Here is a 25,115-nt window from a genome sequence, read left to right on the forward strand (position 1 = left end):
GATGCAGGGAAGGCACTCCTCACGTGGGCTGCCCGGCCGGTGTCAGGATCGGATCGGTAGCGGGTGTCAGAGCGCCCCGGGCCCTGTGGAAAAGCGTCAGGAACGCGCGTCCGGTCTGTCAGGAACGCGCGTCCGGTCGGGAGGGGTGAGGGGGGAGGGGGGAGGGGGTGGGGAGGGAGCGGGAGCGACCGCGGAGCTCGGCGACGACCTCGCCGGTCGCCGCACGGCGCACTGTGACGTCGGTGAGGCCGGAGCGACCGTAGGTGAGCCGCTCGCGGGCGGAGGCCTCGAGGACCTCGCCGAGGCGGACGGGGGAGATGAAGGTGATGTCACCGCCGGCGGCGACGGTGGGTCGGCCGGTCGCGTTGCAGGCCAGGGCGAAGGTCGAGTCGGCGAGGGTGAAGAGGTAGCCGCCGTGGGCGATGCCGTGGCCGTTGACCATCGTCTCGGTGACGGTCATCCGGGTCCGCGCGTGTCCCAGGGGCCCGTCCACGGACGTGTCGACCCCCAGGTCGAGCACCTCGATGCCCAGGGCTGCGGAGGCCCGGTCCTCCTCCCACATGCGCCGCACGTGGGCCAGGCCCGGCTCCGGCGTCGCGCTCACAGGCCCTCGCTGGGTCGGTAGCGGCCGCCCGGGTAGAGGTGGTCGAGCTCCTCGAGCTGTCGGCGCACCGTGTCGGCGCCGATCTCCGCGAGCCAGTCGAACGGCCCCTGCGGGTAGTTGGTGCCCAGTCGCATCGCGGTGTCCACGTCCTCCGCGCTCGCCTCGCCACGGTGCACGAGGTCGACGCCCTCGTTGACGAGCATCGCCAGGGTGCGGGCGACCGGGTCGGTGGCCAGCGGGCCACCCACGAGCCGGCCGGCGAGCTCCTCGTCCGGACGGGCGTCGGTCGGGACGTTCGGGTCCTCGCCGTCGTAGGTGAAGACCCCCCGGCCGGTCTTGCGCCCCAGCCGGCCGGACCGCACGAGGTCGCGCTGCCAGTCGGTGGGCTCGTAGCGGGGGTCCTCCTGGGTCTGGTGCCACACCGACTCCCCGACGGCGAGGTTGACGTCCTGGCCGATGAGGTCGGTCAGCTCGAAGGGGCCCATCCGGAAGCCGGCCCCGCGCAGGGCCAGGTCGACCGTCGCCGGGTCGGCGATGCCCTCGGCGACCATCCGCTGCGCCTCGCCGTAGAACGGCCGGGCCACCCGGTTGACGATGAAGCCGGGCGTCGAGGTGCAGCGCACCGGCGTCTTGCCCCAGCTGCGCATCAGCGCGGTCACGTCGTCGAGGACGGCGGGGTCGGAGGCGCTCCCGGCGATCACCTCCACCAGCCGCATCACCGGCACGGGGTTGAAGAAGTGCAGACCCACCACGCGGCCGGGCCGTGCCATCGCCGGCGAGTGGCCGCCGTGGGAGGCGGCGTCGTGACCGGTGGTGGCGTCCCCGGTGATCGCGTCGATGTCGATCGAGGAGGTGTTGGTCGCCAGCACCGTGGTGGCGGGCTGGCCCGCCTCGAGCTGGCGGAAGATCGCGCGCTTGACGTCGGCGTGCTCGACCACGGCCTCGATCACCAGCCCGACCGGGGGCACGGTGGTCATGTCGGCGGTCGTGTGCGGGGTGACCCGACCCACGGCCGCGTCGGCCTCCTCGCGCCCGAGCCGGCCCCTGGCGACCAGCCGGTCCAGCGCGGCGGCGATCCGGGAGACCGCCTCGTCGGCGGCCCCCGCCCGGCTGTCCACCAGGGTGACGGGGTGCCCGGCCCCGGCAGCCACCTGGGCGATGCCCGACCCCATGGTGCCCGCACCGATCACGGCCACGGCGAGCGCCGACGCCCCGGAGGGCGCGGGGGGGAGCGGTCGTCCTGCGGCGGGGTCATGGCCCAACTCTGGCACGGGCACCGGCGGCGGCCCCAAACCCGTGGACACGGCATACCCCGGCCTGGGAGCCTGCGGGGGTGGGGCACGTCGAGCTGAGCCAGGTCTCCTTCGTCCTGCCGGACGGGCGTCCCCTCCTGGACGAGGTGAGCTTCCGCGTCGGTGACGGCGCGGTGGTGGCGCTGGTCGGCCCCAACGGCACGGGCAAGACCACCCTGCTGCGGATCGTCGCCGGCGAGCTCGACCCGCACGGCGGCTCGGTCGTCAGCACCGGCGGGCTGGGGGTCATGCCGCAGTTCGTGGGATCGGTGCGGGACGGCTCGAGCGTCCGCGACCTGCTCGTCTCGGTGGCCCCCGAGCGGGTCCGGGCGGCGGCCCGCACGCTGGACGACACCGAGCTGGCGATCATGGAGGTCGACGACGAGCCCGCGCAGTTGGCCTACGCGCAGGCGCTCGCCGACTGGGCCGACGCCGGCGGCTACGAGCAGGAGGTCCGGTGGGACGAGGTGACCACCGCCGCCCTGGGTATGCCGTTCGAGCGCGCCCAGTGGCGGGCGGTCACCACCCTGTCCGGCGGGGAGCAGAAGCGCCTCGTCCTCGAGGCGCTGCTGCGCGGGCCCGAGGAGGTGCTGCTCCTGGACGAGCCGGACAACTACCTCGACGTGCCCGCCAAGCGTTGGCTCGAGGAGCAGCTCCGGTCCACCCCCAAGACGGTGCTGCTGGTCAGCCACGACCGGGAGCTCCTCAGCCAGGCCGCGACCCGGATCGTCACCCTGGAGCCGGGGGCCGCCGGCGCGGCCGCCTGGACGCACCCGGGGTCGTTCGCCACCTGGCACCAGGCCCGGGAGGAGCGCAACGCCCGGCTCGAGGAGGCGTTGCGGCGGTGGGAGGAGGAGCACGCCAAGCTGCGGGCGCTCATGCTCCTCTACAAGAACAAGGCCGCCTACAACGCCGACATGGCCGCGCGCTACCAGGCTGCGCGGACCCGGCTGCGGCGCTTCGAGGAGGCCGGGCCGCCGGAGAAGGTCGCCCGGGAGCAGCACGTCACCATGCGGCTGACCGGCGGCCGCACCGCCAAACGCGCCGTCGTCTGCGAGCAGCTGCACCTGCTCAGCCCCGGCGGGGACGGGGAGGCGCTGATGCGGCCGTTCGACCTCGAGGTCTGGTACGGCGAGCGGGTCGCCGTCCTGGGCTCCAACGGCTCCGGCAAGTCCCACCTGCTGCGGCTCCTCGCGGCCGGCGGCTCGGGCCCCGGGCCCGAGCACCTGCCGGTGGGGGAGACGGCGCCGGCGGCGGTGCCGCATACCGGGACCGCCCGGCTGGGCTCACGGGTGCGCCCCGGGTGGTTCGCCCAGACCCACGAGGGCCACGGGCTGCACGGCCGGACGTTGCTGGAGATCCTGCACCGCGGGGACGATCACCGACGGGGCCGCACCCGCGACGAGGCCTCCCGGGTGCTGGACCGCTACGAGCTGGCCCGGCAGGCGGAGCAGACCTTCGACACGCTCTCCGGCGGGCAGCAGGCGCGCTTCCAGATCCTGCTGCTCGAGCTGTCCGGCGCGACGCTGCTGCTGCTGGACGAGCCGACCGACAACCTCGACCTGGACTCGGCCGAGGCCCTGGAGGAGGGGCTGCGCGCCTTCGACGGGACGGTCGTGGCGGTGACGCACGACCGGTGGTTCGCCCGCGGCTTCGACCGTTTCCTCGTGCTCGGCGCGGAGGGGGAGGTCTACGAGGCGGACGAGCCGGTCTGGGACGAGCGGCGGGTGCGGCGCAGGCACTGAGGCGCCCGGCGCGCGGCCGGTCCGGACCTGGCCGAGGATGGGCCGGTGCAGACCTTCCTCCCCGTCCCCGACTTCGAGGCCAGTGCGCGGCTGCTGGACCAGGCCCGGCTCGGCAAGCAGCGCGTGGAGACGCTGCAGGTGCTGCGGGCCCTGGAGCTGGAGGACTACGGCTGGGTGTCGCACCCGGTGACGCGGATGTGGCGGGGGCGGACCCCGGCCCTGGTGGCCTACGGGCTGGCCACGGTCCGGGTGTGGACGGCGACCGGCCGCGCGGACACCACCGGCCCGCAGATCGCCGAGTTCGCGCCGGAGATGGAGGGTATGTCGCAGCGCGACCTCGCCGCCGCGGGTCTGCTCCCGGGCTGGCTGGGGGAGGAGGCCCTGCACCGCTCGCACCGCTCCAACCTGCTCGCCAAGGACCCCGACTTCTACCGGCCGCTGTTCGACGAGCTGTTCGGGACCGAGCCGGACGACCTGCCCTACCTGTGGCCCGAGCCGGACGACCTCCCGGCCAGGCCCGCCCCGGACGGGGTGCGGGCCTGGGTCGTCAGGCCGCAGGACGACGAGGAGCTCGGGGTGTGCCTGGAGCTCGGGGTGGTCGGGCTCGGCGACCAGTCCGGGGTCGACGTGGACGCCGAGGGCCTGACGCCGGCCGAGCTGACGGCGCTCGCCCGGGCGCGGACGGGTCGGCGACCGGCCAAGGCGCTGCGCCAGCTGTCGGCCTTCCTCGACGAGGTGCGGATCGGGGACCCGGTGGCGGTGCCGGTCGAGCAGGGCACCGGGCTGCTGCTGGGTGAGGTGACGGGCGACTACGCCCACGCCGGGAGAGGCGTCCTGCCCCACCGCCGGGCGATGCGCTGGGCCGGGGTCGTGCCCCGGGGGGCGGCGCGTCCGCCCGCGACCCTCCAGGACCCCCGGGCTCTCTTCCGGGTCGTGCTGGACCCGGAGGCCGCCGTCTCGCACCTCGGATGAGGCGAGGCCCGAGGGGTCGCTCAGGCCTCCGGTGCGGTCAGCTTGGCCACCATGGTCCGCAGGCCCTCCCGGGCGGACTGCTCGGCCGCGCGGACCCGCGCCAGCATCTCCTCGGCGGCGGCGAGCGCCTCGACCGCGCGCCGCTCGGCCGCCCGGCAGGCCGCCACGCCCTGCTCACGCTCGCGCTCCTCGGCCGCCCGCTCGTCGTGGAAGCCCTGGACCTCGGCCGCGGCCAGCTCCACCGCCCGGTCCAGCAGGAAGCGGTAGGAGACGCGCACCTTCTTCTCCGTCGTCTTGCGGGTGAGGGCGTCGACCTCCTCCGCCACCGACTGCCGCATGAAGATGAGCGGGTCGGAGACGTAGCCGGCCCTCGCCGCCTCCTCCTCGGCCCGCCCCAGCTGCTCCCGGGCCTGAGTCAGCTCGCGCTCCGCGTCCCGCACCGCCGACGCGGCCGCCTCCAGGTGCGGGGCGAAGCGGGTCTCCAGCCCGTAGACGAGCTGGTCCTGGTCCGCGCCGCCGCCCGCCTGCGGCGAGGCTCCGCCCGCTCCGGCCTGCTCAGTCATCCGTCCACACCTCATACCTCCGTCCCATCCCCTCCACCCTCTCATCCGGCGCGGACCACCCCGCGACGCCGGGCGGTCCTCCCGGGGCGACCCGTCGTTAGGCTGGTCGGCATGACGGACACCGCCACGACGACGTCGCACCCCCTGCTCGAGCAGCACCGCGAGACCCTGGAGGCCGCGGCCCGGGCGCTGCGCGAGCGCAGCTACTACAGCCGCTACCCCGAGTCGCCCAGCCCCCGCGTCTACGGCGAGGGCTCGGCCGAGCGCGGCCAGGCCGCCCACGAGCAGTCCCTCAACAGCGACTTCTCGGCGCTCGCCGACCAGCCCTCGACCGGGGCGGTCGTCGGCTCCGAGGTGAGCCCCTACGGCCCGCGGCTGGGCGTGCGCTACCCGCAGCTCGACGTCCCCGCCGCGGTCCTGGCGGCCCGGGCGGCGATCCCCGCCTGGCGCGACGCCGGCCCCGAGGTCCGGGCCGCCGTGTGCACCGAGATCGTCGAGCGCATCAACGCCCGCTGCCACGAGATGGCGCACGCCGTCATGCACACCTCGGGCCAGCCCTTCGTGATGTCCTTCCAGGCCGGCGGGCCGCACGCCCAGGACCGCGCCCTGGAGGCGATCGTGGCGGCCCTGGAGGAGCAGCGCCGCATCCCGGCCTCCGTCACCTGGGAGAAGCCCGCCAAGGGTGAGCCGATCCGGATGCAGAAGGACTACCGTCCCGTGCCCCGCGGCCTCGCGCTCGTCATCGGCTGCAACACCTTCCCGACGTGGAACGCCTACCCCGGCATCTTCGCCAGCCTCGCCACCGGCAACCCGGTCATCGTCAAGCCGCACCCGCGGGCGGTGCTGCCGCTGGCGGTCACCGTGGCCGTGGCCCGCGAGGTGCTGGCCGAGGCCGGCTTCGACAAGGCGCTCGTGCAGCTCGCGCCCGAGGACGACGGCGGCACCCTCGCCAAGGACCTCGCGCTGGACCCGGCCGTCAAGATCATCGACTACACCGGCGGCCCCGGCTTCGGCCGCTGGCTGGAGACCGAGGCCGCGGCCCAGGGCAAGCTCGTCTACACCGAGAAGGCCGGGCTCAACAGCGTCGTCGTGGACTCCACCGACGACCTGAGGGGGATGCTCGGCAACCTCGCGTTCTCGTTCTCCCTCTACTCCGGCCAGATGTGCACCGCCCCGCAGAACGTCTACGTCCCGCAGACGGGGGTCGACACCGACGAGGGGCACCTGAGCGCCGACGAGTTCGCCGGCCGGCTGGGCGAGGCGATCACCCGCTTCACCGCCGACGACGCCCGGGCCGTGGAGATCCTCGGCGCCACGGTCAACGACGACGTGCGCGGCCGCGCCACCGACGTGCCCGCCCTGGCCGCGCGGCTGGGCGGAGAGGTGGTCCTGGACTCCCGCGCCGTGACCCACCCCACCTATCCCGACGCCGTCGTCCGCACCCCCGCGCTCGTCGCCACCGACGCCGGCAACGAGGTCGCCTACACCCAGGAGTGCTTCGGCCCGGTCGCCTTCGTCGTCCGCACCGCGGACACGGCGGAGTCGCTGCGCCGCTTCGCCGAGACGGTGCGGGAGCACGGCGGCATGACCGCGGCCGTCTACTCCACCTCCGAGGAGGTCCTCGACGCCGCCCGCGACGCGGCCGTGGAGGCCGGGGTCGCCCTGTCCGAGAACCTCACCGGCCAGGTCTTCGTCAACCAGACCGCCGCCTTCAGCGACCTGCACGGCACCGGCGCCAACCCCGCGGCCAACGCCGCCTACGCCGACGCGGCCTTCGTCGCCAACCGGTTCCGGGTCATCACCAGCCGTCGCCACGTCTGATGGTGCAGGACGGGGCGTCCGGTATGCCGTCCCCCGCCGGGGACGGTCCCGTCGCCCCCGGCGTCGGGCCGGGCGTGCGCGAGGTCGCCCCCGGGGTCGTGGCGCTGACCGGGCTGGCCGCCCTGCCGGAGGAGGAGGACAGGGCCAGGGTCGTGGTGAGCACCCTGGCCCGGGACGTCTTCGCGGAGGGCGCCCACCGCGTCGAGGCCGAGATCGACCCGCACGACGTGCACGTCCGCCGGGTGCTCCAGCGGGCCGGCCTGCGGCCCGAGGGGACCGGTCGGGGTCGCGGCGCGGTGGACGGCATACCCCAGGACCTGCTGCGCCTCGCGCGGCTGCGGGACGACCCGGCCCCGGGGGAGCCGGGTGCCTTCCTGGCGATGCTCAACGCGACCCTGCCGCGCAAGCGGGTCATCGTGCAGGGCATCGTCCGCGACGGCCAGGGGCGCATCCTGCTGTGCGAGCTGACCTACAAGGCTGACTGGGACCTGCCCGGCGGGGTCGCCGAGCCGGCCGAGTCCCCGGTCACCAGCCTGGAGCGGGAGCTCGTCGAGGAGCTCGGCGTCGAGCTGGGCGTGGGGGACCTGGTGGCCGTCGACTGGCTCCCGCCCTACCGGCAGTGGGAGGACGCCGTCCTGCTCGTCTTCGACGTCGGCACCCACCCCGACCTGGACGGGCGCATGACGCTGCAGCCCTCGGAGATCCAGGGGGTGCACTGGGTCCGTCCCCAGGACGCCGCCGGTTACGTCGCCCCCTACGTGGCGCGCCTGCTGTCCTCGTTGTCCGACCTGCCGCCGGGCGGCTGCCTCTTCCTCGAGGACGGCCTGCCCCGGGGGGCGTGAGGGCGAGGCGGGGCTGTCCGCCGGACCCTCTGCTGGAGTAGGGTGCCGGGCGTGTCGAAGCACAGCAGCCCGTCCACGGTGGGGTGGGGACAGCGCGCCCTGCTGGCCCTGCTCGCGCTCGTGGTCCTCGCCGCCGGGGTGGGGGCCTGGCGGCTGCTCACGGACGCGGGTGCCGGGGTCGAGCAGGCCCGGCCCACGGCCTCCGGCGCCGGGGGTGACGAGGCGTCGGCGACGGGGGAGGACGCCCGCGCAACGGGGGGCGTCGCCGTCGTTGCCGGCGACGACGGCGACGCGACGGGCGAACCGACGCAGCAGCCGGTCCTGGCCGGTGACCCGGCCTGCGGGCTGGTGACCGTGTGGGCCGCCCCCGCCCTCCTGCCGGCGGTCGAGGCGGCCGCCACCCGCGTCGGGGACGACTGCCTGGAGTATGCGGTCGTGGCCCGGGGCTCCGGTGCGGCTCAGTCCGAGCTGCGCGCCGGCACGGCCCCCGACGTCTGGGTGCCCGACTCGCTCGCCTGGCCGGCCCTGGTGGCGGCGGAGGGGGTGCAGCTCGAGGTCGGCCCGATGCTCGCCTCCAGCCCCGTCCTGCTCACCGGCGTGCCGGAGGCGGTCGAGGGGCTGGCCGGGCTCGGGATCGACGAGGGGTCGACGTGGGCCGACCTCCTGGGGCAGTACCAGCAGCTCGCCGCCGCCGGCCCGGACGCCCCCGTCGCGCTGCGGGTCGGCGACCCGCGCGTCGACCCCGCCTCCATGGCCCTGCTCGCCAGCACCTCGGCCCAGCTCGGCGGGTGGACGTCCGGCGAAGGACCGGGGCGGCGGCTGCTGGTGACCCTGGCCCAGACCGCGGTCCAGGGAGACCCGTTGTCGGCCGTGCGGGCCGACCCGCGCAGCCTGGTCCCCGCCACCGAGCAGCAGATCGGCACGGCCGTCGAGCAGGGAGCCCCGCTGCAGGGCCTGGCCCTCGCCGGCGGGTCCGGCGTGGTCCGGATGCCCTTCGTCCGGCTGGGTGACCCGGGTGAGCTGGCTGACGCGGTCGACGCGCTGGAGCGCGAGCTGACCGGCGACCAGGCCGCCCAGGACCTCGCCGAGCTGCACCTGCGGGCCGGGGCGGACGGCCCGGCCCCGGGCGTGCGGGGTGTCCCGGAGGACCTGACCACCGACCAGGCCGAGGCCGACCCGCAGGAGACCCTGGCGCTGGCCCGGACCTGGACGGTCGTCGCCCCGCAGTCCCGCATCCTGGCGCTCATCGACGTCTCCGGCTCCATGGCGGCCGAAGCCGGGGACGGCCAGACCCGGATCGACCTGACGCGGGCCGCGACGCAGACCGCGCTGTCGGTCATCCCGCAGCAGACCGCGATCGGGTTGTGGTGGTTCGCGACCTCCCTGGACGGGGACACCGACCACGTCGAGGCGGTGCCGATGCGCGCCCTCAACCAGGAGGTGCGCAGCGGGGTCACCCAGCAGGAGGCGCTCCTCGCCGAGACCGAGGACCTCACCGTCGACTCGCTCCGGGGCGACACCGGCCTCAACGACTCGCTGTGGGCCGCCTACCAGCACATGCAGGCCGAGGGGGACGCCTCCTCGATCAGCTCGGTGCTGCTGCTGACCGACGGGATCAACGACGACTCCACGGGCGGGTTGTCCGACGACGAGGTCGTCGAGCTGCTCTCCCAGGCGCGGGAGAGCGGTGACCGGCCGGTGACCGTCGTGCTCATCGGGATGGGGCCCGACGTCGACGAGGAGGCGCTGGCCCGGCTCGCGTCCGCGGCCGGCGGCGAGTCCTTCGTGCTGAGCGACCCGCGCGAGCTCCCGCAGGTCTTCGTCGACGTCGTCGCCCGCCGCGCCGCCGGCTGACGGGGGGCTCTGCCAGGATGCGGTCATGACGACCGAACGCGCCCCGATCGAGCTGACGACCGTCCCCATGGAGCGGCTCCGGGTGGCCGTGCGCCTTGCCGGGGAGCCGGACCGGCCGGTGCTCGTGCTCCTGCACGGCAACGTCTCGTCCTCCGCCTTCTTCGAGCACCTCATGCGCGACCTGGCCGACGACTTCCGTCTGGTCGCCCCGGACTTCCGGGGCTACGGCGACTCCGAGCGGCGGGCCATCGACGCGACCCGGGGGGTGGCCGACCTGTCCGACGACGTCGCCGCCCTCCTGGACGCGCTGGAGGTCGAGGGACCCGTCGACGTGCTGGGCTGGTCGGCGGGGGGCAACGTGGCGATGCAGCTGGCGCTCGACCACCCGCATCGCGTCCGCCGCCTCGTGCTGGAGGCTCCCGGGAGCCCCTTCGGCTTCGGCGGCACCACCGGGCCGGACGGTCGCCCCGTCGCCGACGACTTCGCGGGCAGCGGCGGCGGGACGGCCAACCCGCAGTTCTGCCAGGCCCTGGCCACCGGGGACCGCAGTGACGAGCCCACCAGCCCCCGGGCCACGCTCAAGGCGTTCTACGTCCGGCCGGGCTTCACCTTCGACGCGGCGGACGAGGAGGCCTACGTCGAGGCCATGCTCACGACCTCCGTCGGGGACGACATCTACCCCGGCGACCTGACGCAGAGCCCGCACTGGCCCGGTGTCGCCCCCGGCCGGACGGGCATGAACAACGCCCTGTCCCCGAAGTACCTCGACCAGGGGGCCTTCGGCGACCGCGACCCGGCCCCGGAGGTGCTGTGGATCCGGGGCGCGGAGGACCAGATCGTCTCCGACACCTCGATGTTCGACCTGGCGCAGCTGGGCAAGTTCGGCGCCGTGCCCGGTTACCCCGGCGAGGAGGTCTGCCCGACCCAGCCGATGGTCTCCCAGACCCGGGCCGTCCTGGAGCGGGCCGGGCGGTTCACCGAGGTCGTCTCCCCGGTGTCGGGCACAGCCCGCACCTGGAGCAGCGCGAGCGTTTCGCCGCGGACGTGCGGACCTTCCTGCAGCGGGACTGAGCAGGGCTCCCGAGGTCAGTCCAGCGGCGTCGCCAGGGCGGCCTCCAGCGCGATGGTCACCATGTCGCCGAAGGTCTGCTCGCGCTCCTGCGCGCTCGTCTCCTCACCGGTGACGATGTGGTCGGAGACCGTCATGATCCCCAGCGCCCGGCGGCCGTGCTGTGCGGCCAGGGTGTAGATCTCCGCGGCCTCCATCTCGACCGCGACGACGCCGTACTCCACGATCTTCTGGGTCAGCTCGGGGCGGGCGTGGTAGAAGCTGTCGGAGCTGAAGACCGTGCCGACGAGGTGGCGCGCGCCCGCCTGCTCCGCCGCTTCGACCGCGGCGCGGAGCAGCGCGAAGTCGGCCGTGGCGGGGTACTGGTAGCCCTGGAAGCGCAGCGCGTTCATCGAGCTGTCGGTCGCGGCCGCCTGCGCGATGACGACGTCGCGCACGGCCAGCCGCTCGGTGAGCGCCCCGCACGAGCCGACCCGGATCAGCTGCTGCACGTCATACTCGCGGATCAGCTCGTTGACGTAGATCGAGGCCGACGGCTGCCCCATACCCGTGCCCTGCACGGAGACCCGCTCGCCGCGGTAGGTGCCGGTGAAGCCGAGCATGCCGCGGACCTCGGAGTAGCACTCGGCGTCCTCGAGGAAGTGCTCGGCGATCCAGCGGGCCCGCAGGGGGTCGCCGGGCAGGAGGATCCGGGGGGCGATCTGGCCGGGCTGGGCGGCGATGTGGGTGCTCACGGACAGACAGGGTATGCGGTGCCGACCGACCGGGGCCTCCCCGCGTCGCTCCCGGCCCCGCCCTGCGTGGGGTTTACTTGCTGACCATGACCGCGGCGATCGGCACGAGCACCGGCCTGCGGACGCTCGTGGGGGACCGGTTGCGGCACGCCGACCCCGCCCTGCTGCGGGCGCTGGCCCTGCGCACCCGGCACGACGTCGTGCTCGACGCGCTGCGGGGGCGGTCGACCGTCGCCGCCGGGCTGTCCCTCGCGGCGGCGCTGGCCGGGATGGGCCGGTCCGGGGAGGAGCTCGCCGAGGCCGTCGGGATCTACGAGCAGGTGCTGGACGTCGAGGGCCCGCGGGCGCTGCCGTCCGTGGACCAGCGGCACCTGGTGCAGGCGGCCTTCCTGGCCGGCCGGCACGACCTGGTGGAGCGGGGGCTGGCCGAGCTGCCGCGACTGACCGACGCGGTCGTCTCCGGGTTGCGGGCCGACCTGGCGAACCCGGCCGTCGGCGGTGCGGGCGCGCTGCCCCACGCCCGGTGGGTCGAGCTCTTCGGGGAGCGCTTCGTGCGGCGGGGCCTGGCGGCGCCGCGGGTCGCGGCGGACGGTCCATGCCTCTTCGACGGGCTCGGGCTGGAGCCGGGCAGGACCGTCGACGGGCCGCTGGTGAGCGTCGTCGTGCCCGCCTACCGGCCCGACGAGGGGCTCCTCACCTCCGTGCGCTCGGTCCTGGCGCAGAGCCACACCCGTCTCGAGGTGCTGCTCGTCGACGACCGCTCGGGCGAGGAGTTCGACGAGCTGTTCGCCCGGGCCGAGGCGCTGGACCCGCGGGTGCGGCTCCTGCGGATGGAACGCAACGGCGGGTCCTACCTGGCCCGCAACGCCGCGCTCGAGCAGTCGGCCGGCGAGCTGGTGACGACCCAGGACGCCGACGACTGGAGCCACCCGGAGCGGCTGGCCGCGCAGGTGGCGGCGATGGAGGGGGCGCCGGGTGCCGTGGCGAGCCGGAGCGCGGCGATCCGGTGCCGGCCGGACCTGACCCGGCAGTGGTTCGGCTACAGCCCGGAGCGGATGAACGCGAGCTCGCTCATGGTCCGGCGCGAGGTGCTGGAGCGGCTCGGTGGCTTCGACCGCATCCGCAAGGGGGCGGACAGCGAGATGATCGAGCGGCTCCGCCTGCTGGGGGAGGGCGCGCTGGTCGACGTCGCGCTGCCGCTGGCGGTCACGAGGCTGGCCGACGGGTCGTTGTCGCGGGCCGACTTCAGCCTCGGGCGGCACAGCCCCGATCGGGTGCTCTTCCGAAGCGCCTTCCGGTGGTGGCACGCGCAGGTCGCTTCGCGGGAGGGGGCGGGTCCGGTGCCGGGGGTGGACGTGGTGCCGGGTGCCAGGCTGCCGGGGGTCGTGGTGCCGGGTGGCGAGGCCCCAGGTGTGGAGGCGCTGCGGGTGGAGCGGGACGGGCGTCGGCCCTTCCCGGTGCCGAGGTCGTTCCGGCGCGGGCTGCCCGGGGAGGAGGTGACGCGGACGGCATACCCCGTGGTGGTGCTCACCGACCTCTCTGCGCCGCTGCCCCATGTCGCGGCGGCGGCGGCGAGCGGCGGGCCCGGCACGGTGGCCGTGCTCGGGCGGGAGAGCTTCCTGCGCGGGGTCGAGGACGTGCCCGCGTGGCACCCGACGTGCCCGCGTGGCGCGGGGCGGGACGGCGTGGTCGACCTCGTCACCGACGCCGACCCGGTCCGGGCCGAGGTGCTCGTCGTGACCGACGCAGCCCTGCTGGCCCTCCCGGCGCTCCCGCTGCCCGCGGTGACGGCGGGCGAGGTGCTCGTCGTGGCGACGCTCCCCGGCGCGGGTGAGCCGCCCCGGGATCTGGAGGAGGCGGGCCGCACCGTCCGCGACTGGATCGGCGTCCCGCCGGTCTGGGTGGCCCGGGACGCCGCCGACCAGCAGGCCTGGGCCACCGACGGCTGGCACCTCCCCCTCATCCCCGACCTCCCCCTCCTTTCCGACCTCCCCCTCCTTTCCGACCGGACGCGCGTTCCTGCCACACCGGACGCGCGTTCCTGACGCTTTTCCACAGGTATGCCGTCCCCTGGCCTGTGGAAAACCGTCCAGAACGCGCGTCCGGTTGGGGGAGGGGGGTCAGCCGGTGGCGGGGGTGACCCGCAGGACCTCGTCGCGGCCGTCCCCGTTGGACGTCGTGACCCACAGGGCACCGTCCGGGGCGAGGGTGAGCGACCGAAGCCGGCCGTGGGTGCCGTCTAGCTCGCTCATCCGCTCGACACCCGTGACGCTCTCACCGTCGACCCGCAGGACGCTCACCCCCGACCCCTTCAGCTCGGCCACGGCCAGCGAGCCCTCCCAGTCGCCCCACTGCCCACCCTCGAGGAACGCGGCGCCGCTGGTGGCGTGCGTGGGCCGGCCGCTGCTCCAGACCGCCTCGACCGCGTCGGGGAACGCGTCCAGGTCGGTCATCGGGACGCCCTCGTCGTAGCCGGGGCCGGGGTCCCAGCCGTAGTTCGCCCCCGGGACGATCACGTTGACCTCGTCGTCGACGTCGGGGCCGTGCTCGACCGACCAGACCACGCCGACACCGGGCACGCCGTCCTCGACCCCGGGCTGCGCGGCGAGCCCCTGGACGTTGCGGTGCCCGGTCGTGAGCACCCGCGGGTCGGCACCCTCGACGAACGGTGCCTCGGGCAGCGGGTCGCCGTCGGCAGTCACCGCGAGGACCTTGCCGCCCAGCGAGATCAGGGACTGGGAGGTGTCGGCGTCGGCGGCGTCCCCGGTCCCCACGAGGAGCACCTGGCCGTCCTCCGACAGCAGCAGCCGGCAGCCGCTGTGCCGGCCGGTCGTGATCGGCAGACCCTCGACGACGACGTCCTCCACCTCCGCCGACGGGCCCGCGGTGTCGAGCCGCAGCCGCACGACGCGCACGTCCCGTGGCGCCCCACCGTTGCCCTGGCTGGCGTAGCAGGCGTAGATCCGCCCGTCCTCGGCGAAGGTGGGCGAGACCGCCAGCCCCATGAGCCCGCCCTCCCCCTGCGCGAAGAGGTCGTCCAGCGCCGGACCCACCTCCTGCGGCTCGCCGCCGGCCGGGACGACGAGCAGCCGCCCGCCGCGCTCACCCACGAGGGCGGCGCCGTCGGGCAGCAGCTGGACGTCCCACGGTATGTCGAGCCCGCTCGCCACTACCTCCACGTCCAGCTCGGGTATGCCGTCCGCCTGCGCCCCGGTCGTCGTGGCCACCCCGGACTCCTCGGGTCGCCCGGACTCCTCGGGCCCGGACTCCTCGGGCCCGGTCTCCTCAGGCGCTGTCCCGGGCAGCGCTCCTTCCGTCCCACCCGTCCCGTCCGTCCTGCCCGTCGTCGGGTCGCCGGACCCCGGGCCGTCACCCGTCCCCCCGGTGCACCCGGCGAGCAGCAGGGCTCCGGCCAGGACCAGGGCGGGCGCGGACCTCATACCCAGAGACTAGACACGTGGACGCCGCGTGTCGCCCCGCCCGCCGCTCCCCTCGGACCGGCCGGACGGCCCGCCCTCTCCCGCCTCAGCCGGGGGGCCGCGCGCTCCCCGGCAGCCGGGACCGGTCCGACGTCGCGAGCCGGGCCAGCAGCCGGAGCTGCAGGCGCCGCTCCCGGGCCAGGACCCGGCGCGACCCAGGATCCGCGACCGGGGTGAGCAGCCGCTTGCCGGCCGCGACCGCGGCCCGGTCGTGGACGCTGAGCTCCCGGGCCAGCTCGACCGCTCCGGCCACCGCGTCCTCGGCGACCCGCGTGACGAGGCCGAGACGGGCGGCCTCGGCCCCCGTCAGGGTCCGCGCGGTGAGCGTGAGCTCCTTGGCCACGTCGGCGGGCACGAGCTCCCGGAGGGTCGCCGCGCCCGACATGTCCGGCACCAGCCCCCACCGGGTTTCACGCACCGACCACTGCGCGTCCGGCGTGCTCACCCGGGCGTCGGCGCCGAGCGCCAGCTGCAGCCCTGCCCCCAGGCAGTGGCCGTGCACCGCGGCGACGACGGGGACGGGCAGGCGACGCCACCCCCAGCAGGCCTCCTGGAAGACGTTCGTCCCCCACCACGGGCGCGGGACGAAGCGGTGGGCGATCCCCACCGGCTGCGCGAGGGCCGACCCCAGGTCCAGCCCGGCGCAGAAGGCGTCCCCGGCCCCCGAGACGACGACCGCGCGCAGGCCGTCGACCCGGCGCAGCAGGCGGGCCGCCCCGACGAGGTCGTCGAGCATCCCCAGGGTGAGGGCGTTGAGCTTGTCCGGCCGCGCCAGCCGCACGTGGGCCAGCCCGTCCTCGACCCGGACGTCGAGGTGACCGGAGGGCGGGGATGAGGTGGTCCGGGTCGGCATACCCCCAGCCTGTCAGACCCGGCCCCACCGGACGGGAGGGCCCGTCAGACCCTCGTCCCAGGCTCCAGCCGGGCCCCGGCCTCGACCCTCGCGCCGCGGCCGACGACGCTGTCCTGGCCCACGAGGGCGATGGCCTCGTCGGTCAGGCGGGTGCCTGCGGGTGCCGCCCCGACCTGCGCCCCGCGCCCGATCCGGGCGCCCCGGTCGACGACGGCCGTCCGCACCTGCGCGCCCGCCTCGACCAGGACGTCCTCGAGCAGCACGCTGTCCTCGACCACGGCGCCGGCCTGGACCTCGACGCCTGGTCCCAGCACCGACCTGACCACCCGCCCACGCACGCGCGAGCCCGGCCCCAGCATGGCGTCGACGATCTCCGACCCCTCGCCGATCCACCCCGGCCGCCCCGCGATCGCCGGCCCGAGGACCGGCCGCCCCGGGTGGTCGAAGACGTCGACCCGACCCGCGAGCAGGTCCCGGTGGGCCTGCAGGTAGGCCTGCGGGCGGCCGACGTCCTTCCAGTAGCCGCTCATCGGCTCGGCGTAGACCCGGCCCCGCGCGACCAGCGCCGGCAGCAGGTGGTCGCCGAAGTCGCCGAGCCCGGTGTCGCCCGGCTCCTCGGCCTCGCTGTGCACCTCGCGGCGCAGCCGTTCGAGCTCGGTGAGCAGCCCCTCGGGGCGGTAGAGGAAGATCTCGGTCGCCACGGTGCCGATCTCGGGCTGGCCGTCCGGCTTGTAGTCGACCTTGCCGACCCGCCCGTCGGCGCTGTGGACCACCATCTGGTGCGCCGCCTCCTGCACGCCGACCTCGGCGGTCACGAGGGTCGCCTCGGCGCCTCGCTCCAGGTGCCGTGCGATGACCGGCTGCAGGTCGAGGCTGAAGATCGAGTCGGCCGACATGACGACGAGCACGTCGGGGGCGAAGACGCGGATGGCCTCCCGCATGCGGAACAGGCCGTCGGCGTTGCCGTGGCTGAACCCGGTCTCGTGGGCCGTTCCCGCACCCTCCTCCGGTGTGATCCGCCGGAAGCCGCCGCGCGTCCGGTCGAGGTCCCACGGCCGCCCGCCCGCCAGGTAGGTGTCGAGCGAGCTGGACTGGAACTGCACGGACACCCAGACGTCGGAGATCCCGGACGCGGCCAGGCAGGACAGGGGGAAGTCGATGAGGGAGTGGGTGGCCGCGAAGGGCAGCGCCGGCTTGGCGCGCTCGCGGGTGAGGACGTCCATCCGGCTGCCCTGGCCGCCGGCCTGGACGACGGCGAGGGTGCGAAGACCCGTGGGGAGGCTGGTCACCGTCCTACGGTAGGCGCTCCGCGCCCCGTGCGGGGCGCGACGTCACCGGTGCCGCCGCAGGGTGCTCTCGATCAGGTCCACCCCGCGGGCCACCCCGTCCTCGGCGCGCACCAGTGCGCCCACCTCCGCCGCCCGTCGCCGCACGCCCGCGTCCTCGGTCCGGCGCAGCGAGGCGGCGATGCGCCCGGTCGTGGCCCCGGCGACGGGCACCGGGTCCCCGGCCACGCCGATCTCCCGCACCCGGCGGCCGAAGAACGGCTGGTCGAGCACGAAGGGGACCACGACCTGCGGTATGCCGCTGCGCAGCACCGCGGCGGTGGTGCCCGCGCCACCGTGGTGGACGGCCGCCCTCGCGCGCGGCAGGAGGAGCTCGTGCGGCTCCCCGTCGACGAAGAGGACGCTGTCACCCCACCCCTGCTCCTCCAGCCCCGTCCCACGCAGGACGATCACGCGGTGGCCGAGGGACCGGGCGGCGGACACGGTGTGGCGCAGGGCGTCCCGGGTGGTCGCCGACCCCTGCGACCCGAAGCCGGCATAGACCGGCGCCGGCCCGGCGTCCAGGAAGGCCTCCGTCCTGGCGGACAGTCGCGTCCCCGCCGGCAACGTCGCGAACGGGTAGCCCGTGCAACGGATCTGGCGCCCCATGACCCGCCGCTCCGCGATGACCTGGGGCGAGTGGGCGAGGAACGTCGGGGTGGTGACCAGGTTGCGCACCGCCCGGAGCCGCTGGGCCCGGGACAGACCGGGTCCCAGGTGCTGCAGGGCGACGGTCGACAGCGACCGTCCGGGGCCCAGCGCGTGCCGGCCGGCGACGAGGTTCGTGAGCGAGCGCCCCTCCCGGACCGACAGCATGCTGGCGTCCCCCCAGGTCGAGGGGAAGGCCGGCACGAAGAGCGCCGTGACGTGCGGGCGGGGGTCGACCGCGGCCAGGACGGCGGCCCAGGAGATCGTGAGGGCGGTGCTGACGACGGCGTCGTAGCGCGGCCAGAGGCCCCTCACCGTGCGACCGACCTCGGGGGCGAGCTCGGCCGCCCACCGGCCCAGGCGGTCGAGCTGCCCGGGCAGGGTGGGCGGCATCCCCGGGGCGACCTGCTCGTTGTAGATCCGCAGCGCCTCGACCTCGACCTCCTCGACCGCGAAACCTGTCCCTCGGACGTCGTCCACGTAGTCCGAGCTCGCGGTCACCCCCACCTCGTGCCCCCGCGCCCGCAGGCCCGCTGCCAGGGCCAGGACCGGCTGGTAGTCGCCCCGGCTGCCGGCGGCAAGCATCGCGATCCGCATACCGTCAGTCTGCGCCTACGCTGGCGGGGTGAGCGAGCCAGTCCCCACGCCGTCCCCGTCCGAGTCCGCGCCGACCCCGCTCGTGCTGCTGCACGGGGTGGGTCAGGCCCCCATGGCGTGGGAGGACGTCGTGGTCCAGCTCTACGGGAGCCGGCAGCTGCTCACCCCGTGGGTGCCGGGGCTGCGGCCGACGGAGAAGCGGGTCGTGCCCCTGGCCGAGGCCGGGGCCGTCCTCGACCAGCAGCTGATGTTGGAGGGTCTGGAGCAGGTGGACCTGTGCGGGCTGTCCTACGGGGCGATGGTCGCGACCCGGCTCGCCGCCGACTTCCCCGGCCGGGTGCGCAGGCTGGTGCTCATCGCAGGTCAGGTGCGGCCGCCGCGGCTGCTCATGCGGGCCCAGCAGACCGCGCTGCGGATGGTGCCCGCGTCCCGGCTCGCCGACGCCGGCGTCTCCAAGGAGCGGCTGCTGGAGGTGCTCGGCGCCGCCCGCGACGCGGACCTCACCGACGCCCTCCCGCTCGTCGAGGCGGCGACGCTCGTGCTCGTCGGCGCCAAGGACAAGGGCAACCAGCCGGGGGCCGGGCGCCTGGCCGACGGCATACCGTCCGCGCGGCTGCGCGTCGTCCAGGGTGCGGGTCACGCCTCAACGAGGAGGCCCCGGGCGGCTGGTCGGTCTGCTGCGCGAGTTCCTCGACTGAGATCGGCCGCACGCGGTCAGCGGCGACCTTCGGGACCGCCCTCAGGCGGTGAGGGCCTGCGCGATCGGGGTGCCGCCCCGCCGTTGAAACGGATGGTGCGGCCGACGGTGTCCTGACGCTCCAGCACCTCGGACGGGGGCGACGACCCCGGCGACGTCCGCGCGCGAGACCTCCGTGGCCGCGTCCTGCGTGATCTCGATCTGGCCGGTGGCCTCGTCGCTCGTCAGGGCGCTGGGCCCGAGGACGGTCCAGTCCAGGCCCGTGCCGCGCAGGTGGTCGTCGGCCTCGGCCTTGGCGACCGCGTAGTGGTGGAAGGGGTTGTCCTGCGGCACGTCGTCGATCCCCGAGCCGACGTAGGACACCATGACGTAGCGGCGCACGCCGGCGGCCTCGGCGGCGTCCATGGTGCGGATCGCGGCGTCGCGGTCGACGGCGTAGGTCCGCTCCGGGCTCCCGCCACCGGCCCCGGCCGACCAGACGATCGCGTCGTGGTCCCGGACGAGGTCGGTCAGCGCCTCGACGTCCATGGACTCCACGTCGGCGACGACCGGCTCGGCCCCGACGGCGCGCACGTCGTCGGCCTGGTCAGGGTTACGGATGACGGAGTTGACCTCGTGGCCGCGCGCGACCAGCAGGGGTGCGGTGAGCAGTGCGACCTTGCCGTGGCCGCCGATCAGCAGGATGCGTGACATCTCCCCACCGTAGGCGGCGCCCCGTCCCCCCGCGCAACCGGACGCGCGTTCGTGACGGTTGTCCACAGGCCCCGGCGCGTCCTCGCGGGGCGGATCCGCGCGCCGGCGGGGCTGCCTCGGCTACCGTCGGAGGATGGGCGCCGGTGAGGACGACGAGGCCAGGGTCCTGGCCTACCTGGAGCAGCTGCCCCCGCAGGGTAGAGCCCGCCTCGACCAGGTGCGGGCCGCGGTGCACGCGGCGGTCCCCGACCTGGGGGAGAGGATCGCCTACGGCGTCCTGACGTTCACCGTGGGCGGGCGGACGGCCTTCCACCTCGGCGGGTATGCCGCCCACACCGGCCTCTACCCCGTCCCCGACGACGAGGCCCTGCGCGAGCGGGTGGCCCCGTGGGTCGCCGGGAAGGGAACCCTCCGCTTCCCCCACGACCGGGAGCTGCCGACGGACCTCGTCGAGGACGTGGCGCAGTGGTTCGCCGCCGAGGCGCGGCGGAGGGGCCCCCGCTGACCCAACCGGACGCGCGTTCCTGACGGTTCTCCACAGGCGGCTGCCCCGGACCCGCCCACTCCCTGCAACCGGACGCGCGTTCGTGACGGTTGTCCACAGGCGGCTGTCACGAACCCGCGTCCGGTCTGTCACGAACCCGCGTCCGGTCTGTCAGGAACGCGCGTCCGGTCTGTCACGAACGCGCGTCCGGTCTGTCAGGAACGCGCGTCCGGTGGGGGTGGGGGGGGGGTGGTAGCCGGTGGCCTCGATCCGGGCCAGCGACAGGACCGAGCGGGCCGGGCGGGGGGCGACGGGGCCGTCCTGGGCGGCAGCATACTCCTGCGTCGTCACGGGTATGACGTCACCCGCCTCCCGTCCGGCGTCGGCGAAGACGTCGGCGGCGATGGCGGCCCAGGACCGGGGCGCCCCGGCGCCGGTGATGTTGTAGGTGCCGAAGGGTGCGCCCGTCGAGAGCAGGTGCGCCGTCGCCTCGGCCAGCTCCGCCGTCGTGGTGAGCCGCCCGACCTGGTCGTCGACCACGCGGGGCGACACCCCGCGCTCGGCCAGCGAGCGCATCGTCGCCACGAAGTTCCGGCCCTCCCCGACGACCCACGAGGTGCGGATCAGGTAGTGGCGCGGCACCACCGACACCGCGAGGTCACCGGCCGCCTTGGACTGCCCGTAGACCCCCAGCGGCGCGAGCGGGCTCTCCTCGCCCGACTCCTCGTCGGCGCCGTCGAAGACGTAGTCGCTCGAGTAGTGCACGAGGGTGAGGCGGTGCTCCACCGCAGCCCGGGCCAGCGCCGCCACCCCGGTCGCGTTGACCGCCCAGGCCGCCCGACGACCCTCCGGGGTCTCGGCCGCGTCGACGGCCGTGTAGGCCGCGGCGTTGAGGACCACCCCCACCCCCGAGAAGTCGAACGCCGCGACCGCGGCCGGGTCGGACAGGTCGAGGTCGTCGGCGCCCAGCAGGGTCGCGTCCGGGAAGCGCCGCGCCAGCGCCCGCCCCAGCTGCCCGCCGGCCCCGAGCACCAGGGTCCGCCGCGGCCGCACGGGGACCACGTCGCCCAACCGCGGGTGCGCCCGGTCCTTGTCCGAGATCTCGGCCCGCTCCAGCGGGACCGGCCAGTCGATCGCGGCGCTCTCGTCGGCCAGGTTGAGCATCGTGTACTCCGCCTCGGGCGACCAGTGGTCGTTGACGAGGTAGGAGTAGACGACGTCGTCGACCAGCGTCTGGTAGCTGTTCCCGACCCCGCGCGGCACGAAGACCGCCGTCGACTCGTCGAGCTCCTGGGTGTGCACCGCCCCGAAGGTCGGGCCCTCCCGCAGGTCCACCCACGCGCCGAAGATCCGGCCGTGCACGACCGAGACGAACTTGTCCCACGGCTCGGCGTGGATGCCCCGGGTCACCCCGGCGGGGCCGTTGTGCGCCACCGAGTGCTGCACGGGCCCGAAGTCGGGCAGCCCGGCGGCGACCATCTTCGCCCGCTGCCAGTTCTCCTTGAACCACCCGCGGGCGTCCCCGTGCACCGGCAGCCTCACCACGAGCAGCCCGGGGACCGGTGACCCCGGTGACCGCCAACCCGTCAGCCCCGCCCGCCACCGGCGCTCACTGCCCCTTCGCGGCGTAGGCCGCCTCGATCTGCGCCTTCTTGGGCCGCCACCAGTCGCCGTGCTCGGCATACCACTCGATCGTGCGGGCCAGCCCCTCCTCGAAGGCGCCGTATGTCGGCTCCCACCCCAGCTCGGTCCGCAGCCGGGTCGAGTCGATCGCGTACCGCAGGTCGTGCCCCGGCCGGTCCGCCACCTGGTCGAAGTCGTCCGGGTCGTGCCCCAGCAGCTCCAGGATCAACCGGACCACCTGCAGGTTGGACCGCTCCCCGTCCGCGCCGATGAGGTAGGTCTGCCCGATCTCGCCCCGCTCCAGGATCGTCCACACGGCCGAGGAGTGGTCGTCGGCGTGGATCCAGTCGCGCACGTTGGCGCCGGAGCCGTAGAGCTTGACCCGCCCACCGTCCAGCAGGTTGGTGATCTGACGGGGGATGAACTTCTCCACGTGCTGCCACGGGCCGTAGTTGTTGGAGCAGTTGGACAGGGTCGCCGCGACCCCGAAGGAACGCACCCACGCCCGCACCAGGTGGTCGGCACCGGCCTTGGACGCCGAGTAGGGCGAGGAGGGCTGGTATGCCGTCGCCTCGGTGAACCGCTCCGGGTCGTCCAGCTCCAGGTCGCCGTAGACCTCGTCGGTGGAGATGTGGTGCAGGCGCACCCCGTGCCGCCGCACCGCCTCGAGGACCTCGAAGGTGCCCACGATGTTGGTCCGCACGAAGGGGGAGGGGTCGCGCAGCGAGTTGTCGTTGTGCGACTCGGCCGCGTAGTGCACCACGGCGTCCCCCTCCCCGGTCAGCCGGCCCACCAGCTCGTCCAGCAACCCGGCGTCGGTGATGTCCCCCACCACGAGCTCCACCCGGTCCGACGGCAACCCCTCCAGCGCCTCCGGGGAGGCGGCATACGTCAGCTTGTCCAGCACGGTGACGTGCACGTCGGTCCGCTCCACGAGGAAGTGCACGAAGTTGGAGCCGATGAACCCTGCTCCGCCGGTCACGAGTAGTCGGCGCATGGGGCCACCCTAGAGTGAGGTCATGCGCGGCATCATCCTGGCCGGGGGCACCGGCTCCCGCCTGCACCCGATCACCCTGGGCATCAGCAAGCAGCTCGTCCCGGTCTACGACAAGCCGATGATCTACTACCCGCTGAGCACCCTGATGCTCGCGGGCATCCAGGACGTGCTGGTCATCACCACCCCGGCGGACGCCCCGCAGTTCTCCCGCCTCCTGGGTGACGGATCGCAGTTCGGGGTCAACCTGACGTATGCCGAGCAGCCCTCGCCCGACGGCCTCGCCCAGGCCTTCGTCCTGGGGGAGGAGCACATCGGCTCCGACTCCAGCGCCCTGGTCCTGGGCGACAACATCTTCTACGGGCAGGGCCTGGGCACGCAGCTGCGGCACCACCAGGACCTCGACGGGGCGCTCATCTTCGGCTACCGGGTGGCCGACGCCCGGGCCTACGGCGTGGTCGAGATCGACGAGGCCGGCAAGGCGATCTCCCTGGAGGAGAAGCCGGAGCACCCCCGCAGCCCGTATGCCGTGCCGGGCCTCTACTTCTACGACAACGACGTGGTCGAGATGGCCAAGGGGCTGGCGCCCTCGGCCCGGGGGGAGCTGGAGATCACCGACCTCAACCGCCTCTACATGGAGGCCGGGAAGCTGGCCGTGCAGGTGCTCCCGCGCGGCACGGCCTGGCTCGACACCGGCACCTTCGACTCCCTCAACGACGCGTCCAACTTCGTCCGCACGCTCGAGTCGCGGCAGGAGACCAAGATCGGGGCGCCGGAGGAGGTGGCCTGGAGGATGGGCTTCCTCGACGACGCCGGGCTGGCCGCGCGGGCCGAGCCGCTGCGCAAGTCCGGGTACGGGGAGTACCTGCTGCGACTCCTCGAGGAGGGTCGCGGCTAGAGCCGGTCGGCCGTGGCGGCCTTGCGGAAGCTGTCCACGGTCTCCCACAGCAGGATGGCCAGCAGGACCGCGACGGTGGCTGACAGCGTGAGGCTCTCATTGACCCGCAGGTTCCCGTCCCCGATCCAGCTCAGAGGGAGGGTGTCCCAGGCGATGAGATCGTTGCGGGCGGCCAGCCAGACGACGGGTGCGGTGAAAAGCAGACCACCGAGCAGGTTGAGGCCCGCCGTGGGCCACGTCCAGCGTCCACGCGTCAGCACGGAGATGCTGGCCACGAGGCCCACCGCCATACCCGCGGCCATGACCCACCGCAGGGCGTAGGCGGAGTCGGTGAAGATCTGGCCCCACTCCAGCCCCTCGACGCGGCCGCCGATCCGACCAGGGAGGAGCAGCAGGGCGAGCAGGAAGGCGTTGGCCAGGACGGACCCGATCGCGTCGCCCCAGGAGACCTGGCGGCGCCGGGGCTCGGGCAGGTCCTCGGGGGTCCAGTCGGCGGACGTGCCGAGGGTGAGGGCCTCGAGCTCGTCGACGCCGGAGCCGGTGCGCTCGGCGATGACGAAGCCGATCGTGACCCAGAAGGCCACCTGCACGGCGGCCCAGAAGGCGCCGTTGAGGGCCCCGCCGAGGATCTCCAGGAGGGGCTGCCCGTCGAGGGCGCCCAGGATGAGGAGCAGGGTCGCCACGAGCGTCGGGACGACCCAGAGCAGGGTCTGCAGGGTGCGTAGCCAAGCGGGGTAGAGGCGGGGGCCGATGAGGGCCCGGCCCTCGCCGCGGTAGCTGTCGGCCAGCGCCACCGGGTGCCCCAGGTCGAGGAGGGTCTGGCGCTCCACCTGGGCGGGGTCCGAGCCCGGCGGGGCGGCGGCGACGGCGTCGTCGACGGTCGCCCGCAGCTCCCGGCCGATGTCGGCGCGCTGCCCCTCCGGCAGGTGCGCCGTGACGGCGTGGACGTAGCGGTCGGTCAGTGAGCTCATGACGTCCCCTCGGAGGTCAGCGTGGTGAGTGCGGTGTGGAGGCTGTGCCACTCGCGGGTCAGGGCGGTGAGGGCGGTGTGGCCGGTGTCGGTGAGCGTGTAGAACTTGCGCGGTCGGGTCTCGTCGGTGTTCCACTGGCTGGTGAGGAGCCCCTGCTTCTCGAGCCGCCGCAGCAGCGGGTAGAGCGTGTTGCCCTCCACCTCGACGCCGGCCTCGGCGAGGTGCTGCTGGAGGGCGTAGCCGTAGCGCGGGGCGTCCAGGCTGGCCAGGGCCGCGAGCACGACGGTGCCTCGGCGCAGCTCCTGGCTGAGCGTCGACAGGGCGTCGTCCTTCATTGCTCCCACACTAGTGTGTGAC

22 protein-coding genes and 1 pseudogene are annotated in these 25,115 nt (G+C 74.8%); 10 read left to right on the plus strand and 13 right to left on the minus strand.

Features of this window, described 5'->3' with window-relative positions:
- Window positions 1-118: 118 nt before the first annotated feature.
- Entirely contained in the window at window positions 119-604 is a 486-nt protein-coding gene (gene paaI, locus E3Z34_RS01490) for a hydroxyphenylacetyl-CoA thioesterase PaaI (RefSeq protein ID WP_238695292.1), read from the minus strand.
- Window positions 601-1,776 carry a 3-hydroxyacyl-CoA dehydrogenase NAD-binding domain-containing protein gene (locus E3Z34_RS01495; protein ID WP_134772187.1) on the minus strand — a complete coding sequence of 392 codons (1,176 nt, stop codon included), beginning with the start codon at window positions 1,774-1,776 and terminating at the stop codon, window positions 601-603. Before E3Z34_RS01495 ends, paaI begins: the two co-directional genes overlap by 4 nt.
- A 161-nt stretch (window positions 1,777-1,937) precedes the next feature.
- Between E3Z34_RS01495 and E3Z34_RS01500 the strand changes: the two genes are divergently transcribed.
- A complete protein-coding gene (locus tag E3Z34_RS01500; protein WP_134772188.1) occupies window positions 1,938-3,641 on the plus strand; it encodes an ABC-F family ATP-binding cassette domain-containing protein in 1,704 nt (567 codons plus the stop codon).
- 45 nt (window positions 3,642-3,686) lie between these two features.
- Window positions 3,687-4,613, plus strand: a complete 927-nt coding sequence (locus E3Z34_RS18435) for an MSMEG_6728 family protein (RefSeq protein ID WP_134772189.1) — start codon at window positions 3,687-3,689, stop codon at window positions 4,611-4,613.
- 20 nt (window positions 4,614-4,633) lie between these two features.
- Here E3Z34_RS18435 and E3Z34_RS01510 read toward each other — a convergent pair whose 3' ends face one another.
- The gene (locus tag E3Z34_RS01510) at window positions 4,634-5,176 is read right to left on the minus strand and encodes a hypothetical protein (protein WP_134772190.1); all 543 of its coding nucleotides are present in this window, start codon (window positions 5,174-5,176) and stop codon (window positions 4,634-4,636) included.
- Between the two features lie 111 nt (window positions 5,177-5,287).
- Here E3Z34_RS01510 and paaN point away from each other — a divergent pair, with 111 nt between their 5' ends.
- The 4 genes and pseudogenes from paaN to E3Z34_RS18445 form a co-directional block, all read left to right on the plus strand.
- Window positions 5,288-6,997, plus strand: a complete 1,710-nt coding sequence (gene paaN / locus E3Z34_RS01515) for a phenylacetic acid degradation protein PaaN (RefSeq protein WP_134772191.1) — start codon at window positions 5,288-5,290, stop codon at window positions 6,995-6,997.
- Window positions 6,997-7,839 carry an NUDIX hydrolase gene (locus E3Z34_RS18440; protein ID WP_238695293.1) on the plus strand — a complete coding sequence of 281 codons (843 nt, stop codon included), beginning with the start codon at window positions 6,997-6,999 and terminating at the stop codon, window positions 7,837-7,839. Before paaN ends, E3Z34_RS18440 begins: the two co-directional genes overlap by 1 nt.
- A gap of 51 nt (window positions 7,840-7,890) precedes the next feature.
- Window positions 7,891-9,693: a VWA domain-containing protein gene (locus tag E3Z34_RS01525; protein WP_158288575.1), complete on the plus strand. Its 1,803-nt coding sequence runs from the start codon at window positions 7,891-7,893 to the stop codon at window positions 9,691-9,693.
- Window positions 9,694-9,865: 172 nt separating this feature from the next.
- Window positions 9,866-10,237: pseudogene (locus tag E3Z34_RS18445) on the plus strand (alpha/beta fold hydrolase); the annotation flags it as partial.
- Window positions 10,238-10,779: 542 nt separating this feature from the next.
- Here the strand turns inward: E3Z34_RS18445 and deoD are convergent.
- Window positions 10,780-11,496, minus strand: a complete 717-nt coding sequence (gene deoD / locus E3Z34_RS01535) for a purine-nucleoside phosphorylase (protein WP_134772193.1) — start codon at window positions 11,494-11,496, stop codon at window positions 10,780-10,782.
- 86 nt (window positions 11,497-11,582) lie between these two features.
- On the opposite strand from deoD, the gene E3Z34_RS01540 reads away from it, so the two are divergent.
- Complete coding sequence (locus E3Z34_RS01540; protein WP_134772194.1) at window positions 11,583-13,541, plus strand: glycosyltransferase family A protein; 1,959 nt, start codon at window positions 11,583-11,585, stop codon at window positions 13,539-13,541.
- A 75-nt stretch (window positions 13,542-13,616) separates the two neighbouring features.
- Here E3Z34_RS01540 and E3Z34_RS01545 read toward each other — a convergent pair whose 3' ends face one another.
- The 4 genes from E3Z34_RS01545 to E3Z34_RS01560 all read right to left on the minus strand — a co-directional run bounded on the left by E3Z34_RS01545 (window position 13,617) and on the right by E3Z34_RS01560 (window position 18,398).
- Window positions 13,617-14,936 (minus strand): PQQ-dependent sugar dehydrogenase, encoded by a 1,320-nt coding sequence (locus E3Z34_RS01545; protein WP_134772195.1) that lies wholly within the window; start codon window positions 14,934-14,936, stop codon window positions 13,617-13,619.
- 85 nt (window positions 14,937-15,021) lie between these two features.
- Entirely contained in the window at window positions 15,022-15,828 is an 807-nt protein-coding gene (locus E3Z34_RS01550) for a crotonase/enoyl-CoA hydratase family protein (protein ID WP_134772196.1), read from the minus strand.
- Between the two features lie 44 nt (window positions 15,829-15,872).
- The gene (locus tag E3Z34_RS01555) at window positions 15,873-17,117 is read right to left on the minus strand and encodes a glucose-1-phosphate adenylyltransferase family protein (RefSeq protein ID WP_202976998.1); all 1,245 of its coding nucleotides are present in this window, start codon (window positions 17,115-17,117) and stop codon (window positions 15,873-15,875) included.
- Between the two features lie 42 nt (window positions 17,118-17,159).
- Window positions 17,160-18,398, minus strand: a complete 1,239-nt coding sequence (locus E3Z34_RS01560; protein WP_134772197.1) for a glycosyltransferase — start codon at window positions 18,396-18,398, stop codon at window positions 17,160-17,162.
- A 28-nt stretch (window positions 18,399-18,426) separates the two neighbouring features.
- On the opposite strand from E3Z34_RS01560, the gene E3Z34_RS01565 reads away from it, so the two are divergent.
- The gene (locus tag E3Z34_RS01565; RefSeq protein WP_134772198.1) at window positions 18,427-19,212 is read left to right on the plus strand and encodes an alpha/beta fold hydrolase; all 786 of its coding nucleotides are present in this window, start codon (window positions 18,427-18,429) and stop codon (window positions 19,210-19,212) included.
- On the opposite strand, the gene E3Z34_RS01570 is transcribed toward E3Z34_RS01565, so the two are convergent.
- A complete protein-coding gene (locus E3Z34_RS01570; protein WP_134772199.1) occupies window positions 19,138-19,788 on the minus strand; it encodes an SDR family oxidoreductase in 651 nt (216 codons plus the stop codon). The two genes, E3Z34_RS01565 and E3Z34_RS01570, sit on opposite strands and share 75 nt — an antisense overlap.
- 133 nt (window positions 19,789-19,921) lie before the next feature.
- Between E3Z34_RS01570 and E3Z34_RS01575 the strand changes: the two genes are divergently transcribed.
- On the plus strand, window positions 19,922-20,293 hold the full coding sequence (locus E3Z34_RS01575; protein ID WP_134772200.1) for an iron chaperone: 372 nt from the start codon (window positions 19,922-19,924) through the stop codon (window positions 20,291-20,293).
- Window positions 20,294-20,443: 150 nt separating this feature from the next.
- Here the strand turns inward: E3Z34_RS01575 and E3Z34_RS01580 are convergent, their stop codons facing one another.
- On the minus strand, window positions 20,444-21,814 hold the full coding sequence (locus tag E3Z34_RS01580) for a sugar nucleotide-binding protein (protein ID WP_238695294.1): 1,371 nt from the start codon (window positions 21,812-21,814) through the stop codon (window positions 20,444-20,446).
- A 67-nt stretch (window positions 21,815-21,881) separates the two neighbouring features.
- A complete protein-coding gene (rfbB, locus tag E3Z34_RS01585; protein WP_134772202.1) occupies window positions 21,882-22,892 on the minus strand; it encodes a dTDP-glucose 4,6-dehydratase in 1,011 nt (336 codons plus the stop codon).
- 22 nt (window positions 22,893-22,914) lie between these two features.
- On the opposite strand from rfbB, the gene rfbA reads away from it, so the two are divergent.
- Window positions 22,915-23,787 carry a glucose-1-phosphate thymidylyltransferase RfbA gene (gene rfbA / locus E3Z34_RS01590; RefSeq protein ID WP_134772203.1) on the plus strand — a complete coding sequence of 291 codons (873 nt, stop codon included), beginning with the start codon at window positions 22,915-22,917 and terminating at the stop codon, window positions 23,785-23,787.
- Here the strand turns inward: rfbA and E3Z34_RS01595 are convergent.
- Entirely contained in the window at window positions 23,784-24,758 is a 975-nt protein-coding gene (locus tag E3Z34_RS01595; protein ID WP_134772204.1) for a hypothetical protein, read from the minus strand. The two genes, rfbA and E3Z34_RS01595, sit on opposite strands and share 4 nt — an antisense overlap.
- Window positions 24,755-25,093: a PadR family transcriptional regulator gene (locus tag E3Z34_RS01600; RefSeq protein WP_134772205.1), complete on the minus strand. Its 339-nt coding sequence runs from the start codon at window positions 25,091-25,093 to the stop codon at window positions 24,755-24,757. The genes E3Z34_RS01595 and E3Z34_RS01600 overlap by 4 nt, the downstream gene beginning before the upstream one ends.
- Window positions 25,094-25,115: the final 22 nt, after the last annotated feature.

This window comes from Ornithinimicrobium flavum (assembly GCF_004526345.1).
Lineage (GTDB): Bacteria > Actinomycetota > Actinomycetes > Actinomycetales > Dermatophilaceae > Ornithinicoccus > Ornithinicoccus flavus.

Bases quoted from the DNA above. Each gene is read 5' to 3' on its own strand.
- E3Z34_RS01545 (WP_134772195.1), bottom strand. From the start codon at position 14,936: ATGAGGTCCGCGCCCGCCCTGGTCCTGGCCGGAGCCCTGCTGCTCGCC.
- rfbA (WP_134772203.1), top strand. From the start codon at position 22,915: ATGCGCGGCATCATCCTGGCCGGGGGCACCGGCTCCCGCCTGCACCCG.
- E3Z34_RS01550 (WP_134772196.1), bottom strand. From the start codon at position 15,828: ATGCCGACCCGGACCACCTCATCCCCGCCCTCCGGTCACCTCGACGTC.
- E3Z34_RS01595 (WP_134772204.1), bottom strand. From the start codon at position 24,758: ATGAGCTCACTGACCGACCGCTACGTCCACGCCGTCACGGCGCACCTG.
- rfbB (WP_134772202.1), bottom strand. From the start codon at position 22,892: ATGCGCCGACTACTCGTGACCGGCGGAGCAGGGTTCATCGGCTCCAAC.
- E3Z34_RS01600 (WP_134772205.1), bottom strand. From the start codon at position 25,093: ATGAAGGACGACGCCCTGTCGACGCTCAGCCAGGAGCTGCGCCGAGGC.
- E3Z34_RS01560 (WP_134772197.1), bottom strand. From the start codon at position 18,398: ATGCGGATCGCGATGCTTGCCGCCGGCAGCCGGGGCGACTACCAGCCG.
- E3Z34_RS18440 (WP_238695293.1), top strand. From the start codon at position 6,997: ATGGTGCAGGACGGGGCGTCCGGTATGCCGTCCCCCGCCGGGGACGGT.
- E3Z34_RS01540 (WP_134772194.1), top strand. From the start codon at position 11,583: ATGACCGCGGCGATCGGCACGAGCACCGGCCTGCGGACGCTCGTGGGG.
- E3Z34_RS01575 (WP_134772200.1), top strand. From the start codon at position 19,922: ATGGGCGCCGGTGAGGACGACGAGGCCAGGGTCCTGGCCTACCTGGAG.
- E3Z34_RS01570 (WP_134772199.1), bottom strand. From the start codon at position 19,788: ATGTCACGCATCCTGCTGATCGGCGGCCACGGCAAGGTCGCACTGCTC.
- E3Z34_RS01495 (WP_134772187.1), bottom strand. From the start codon at position 1,776: ATGGGGTCGGGCATCGCCCAGGTGGCTGCCGGGGCCGGGCACCCCGTC.
- E3Z34_RS01510 (WP_134772190.1), bottom strand. From the start codon at position 5,176: ATGACTGAGCAGGCCGGAGCGGGCGGAGCCTCGCCGCAGGCGGGCGGC.
- paaN (WP_134772191.1), top strand. From the start codon at position 5,288: ATGACGGACACCGCCACGACGACGTCGCACCCCCTGCTCGAGCAGCAC.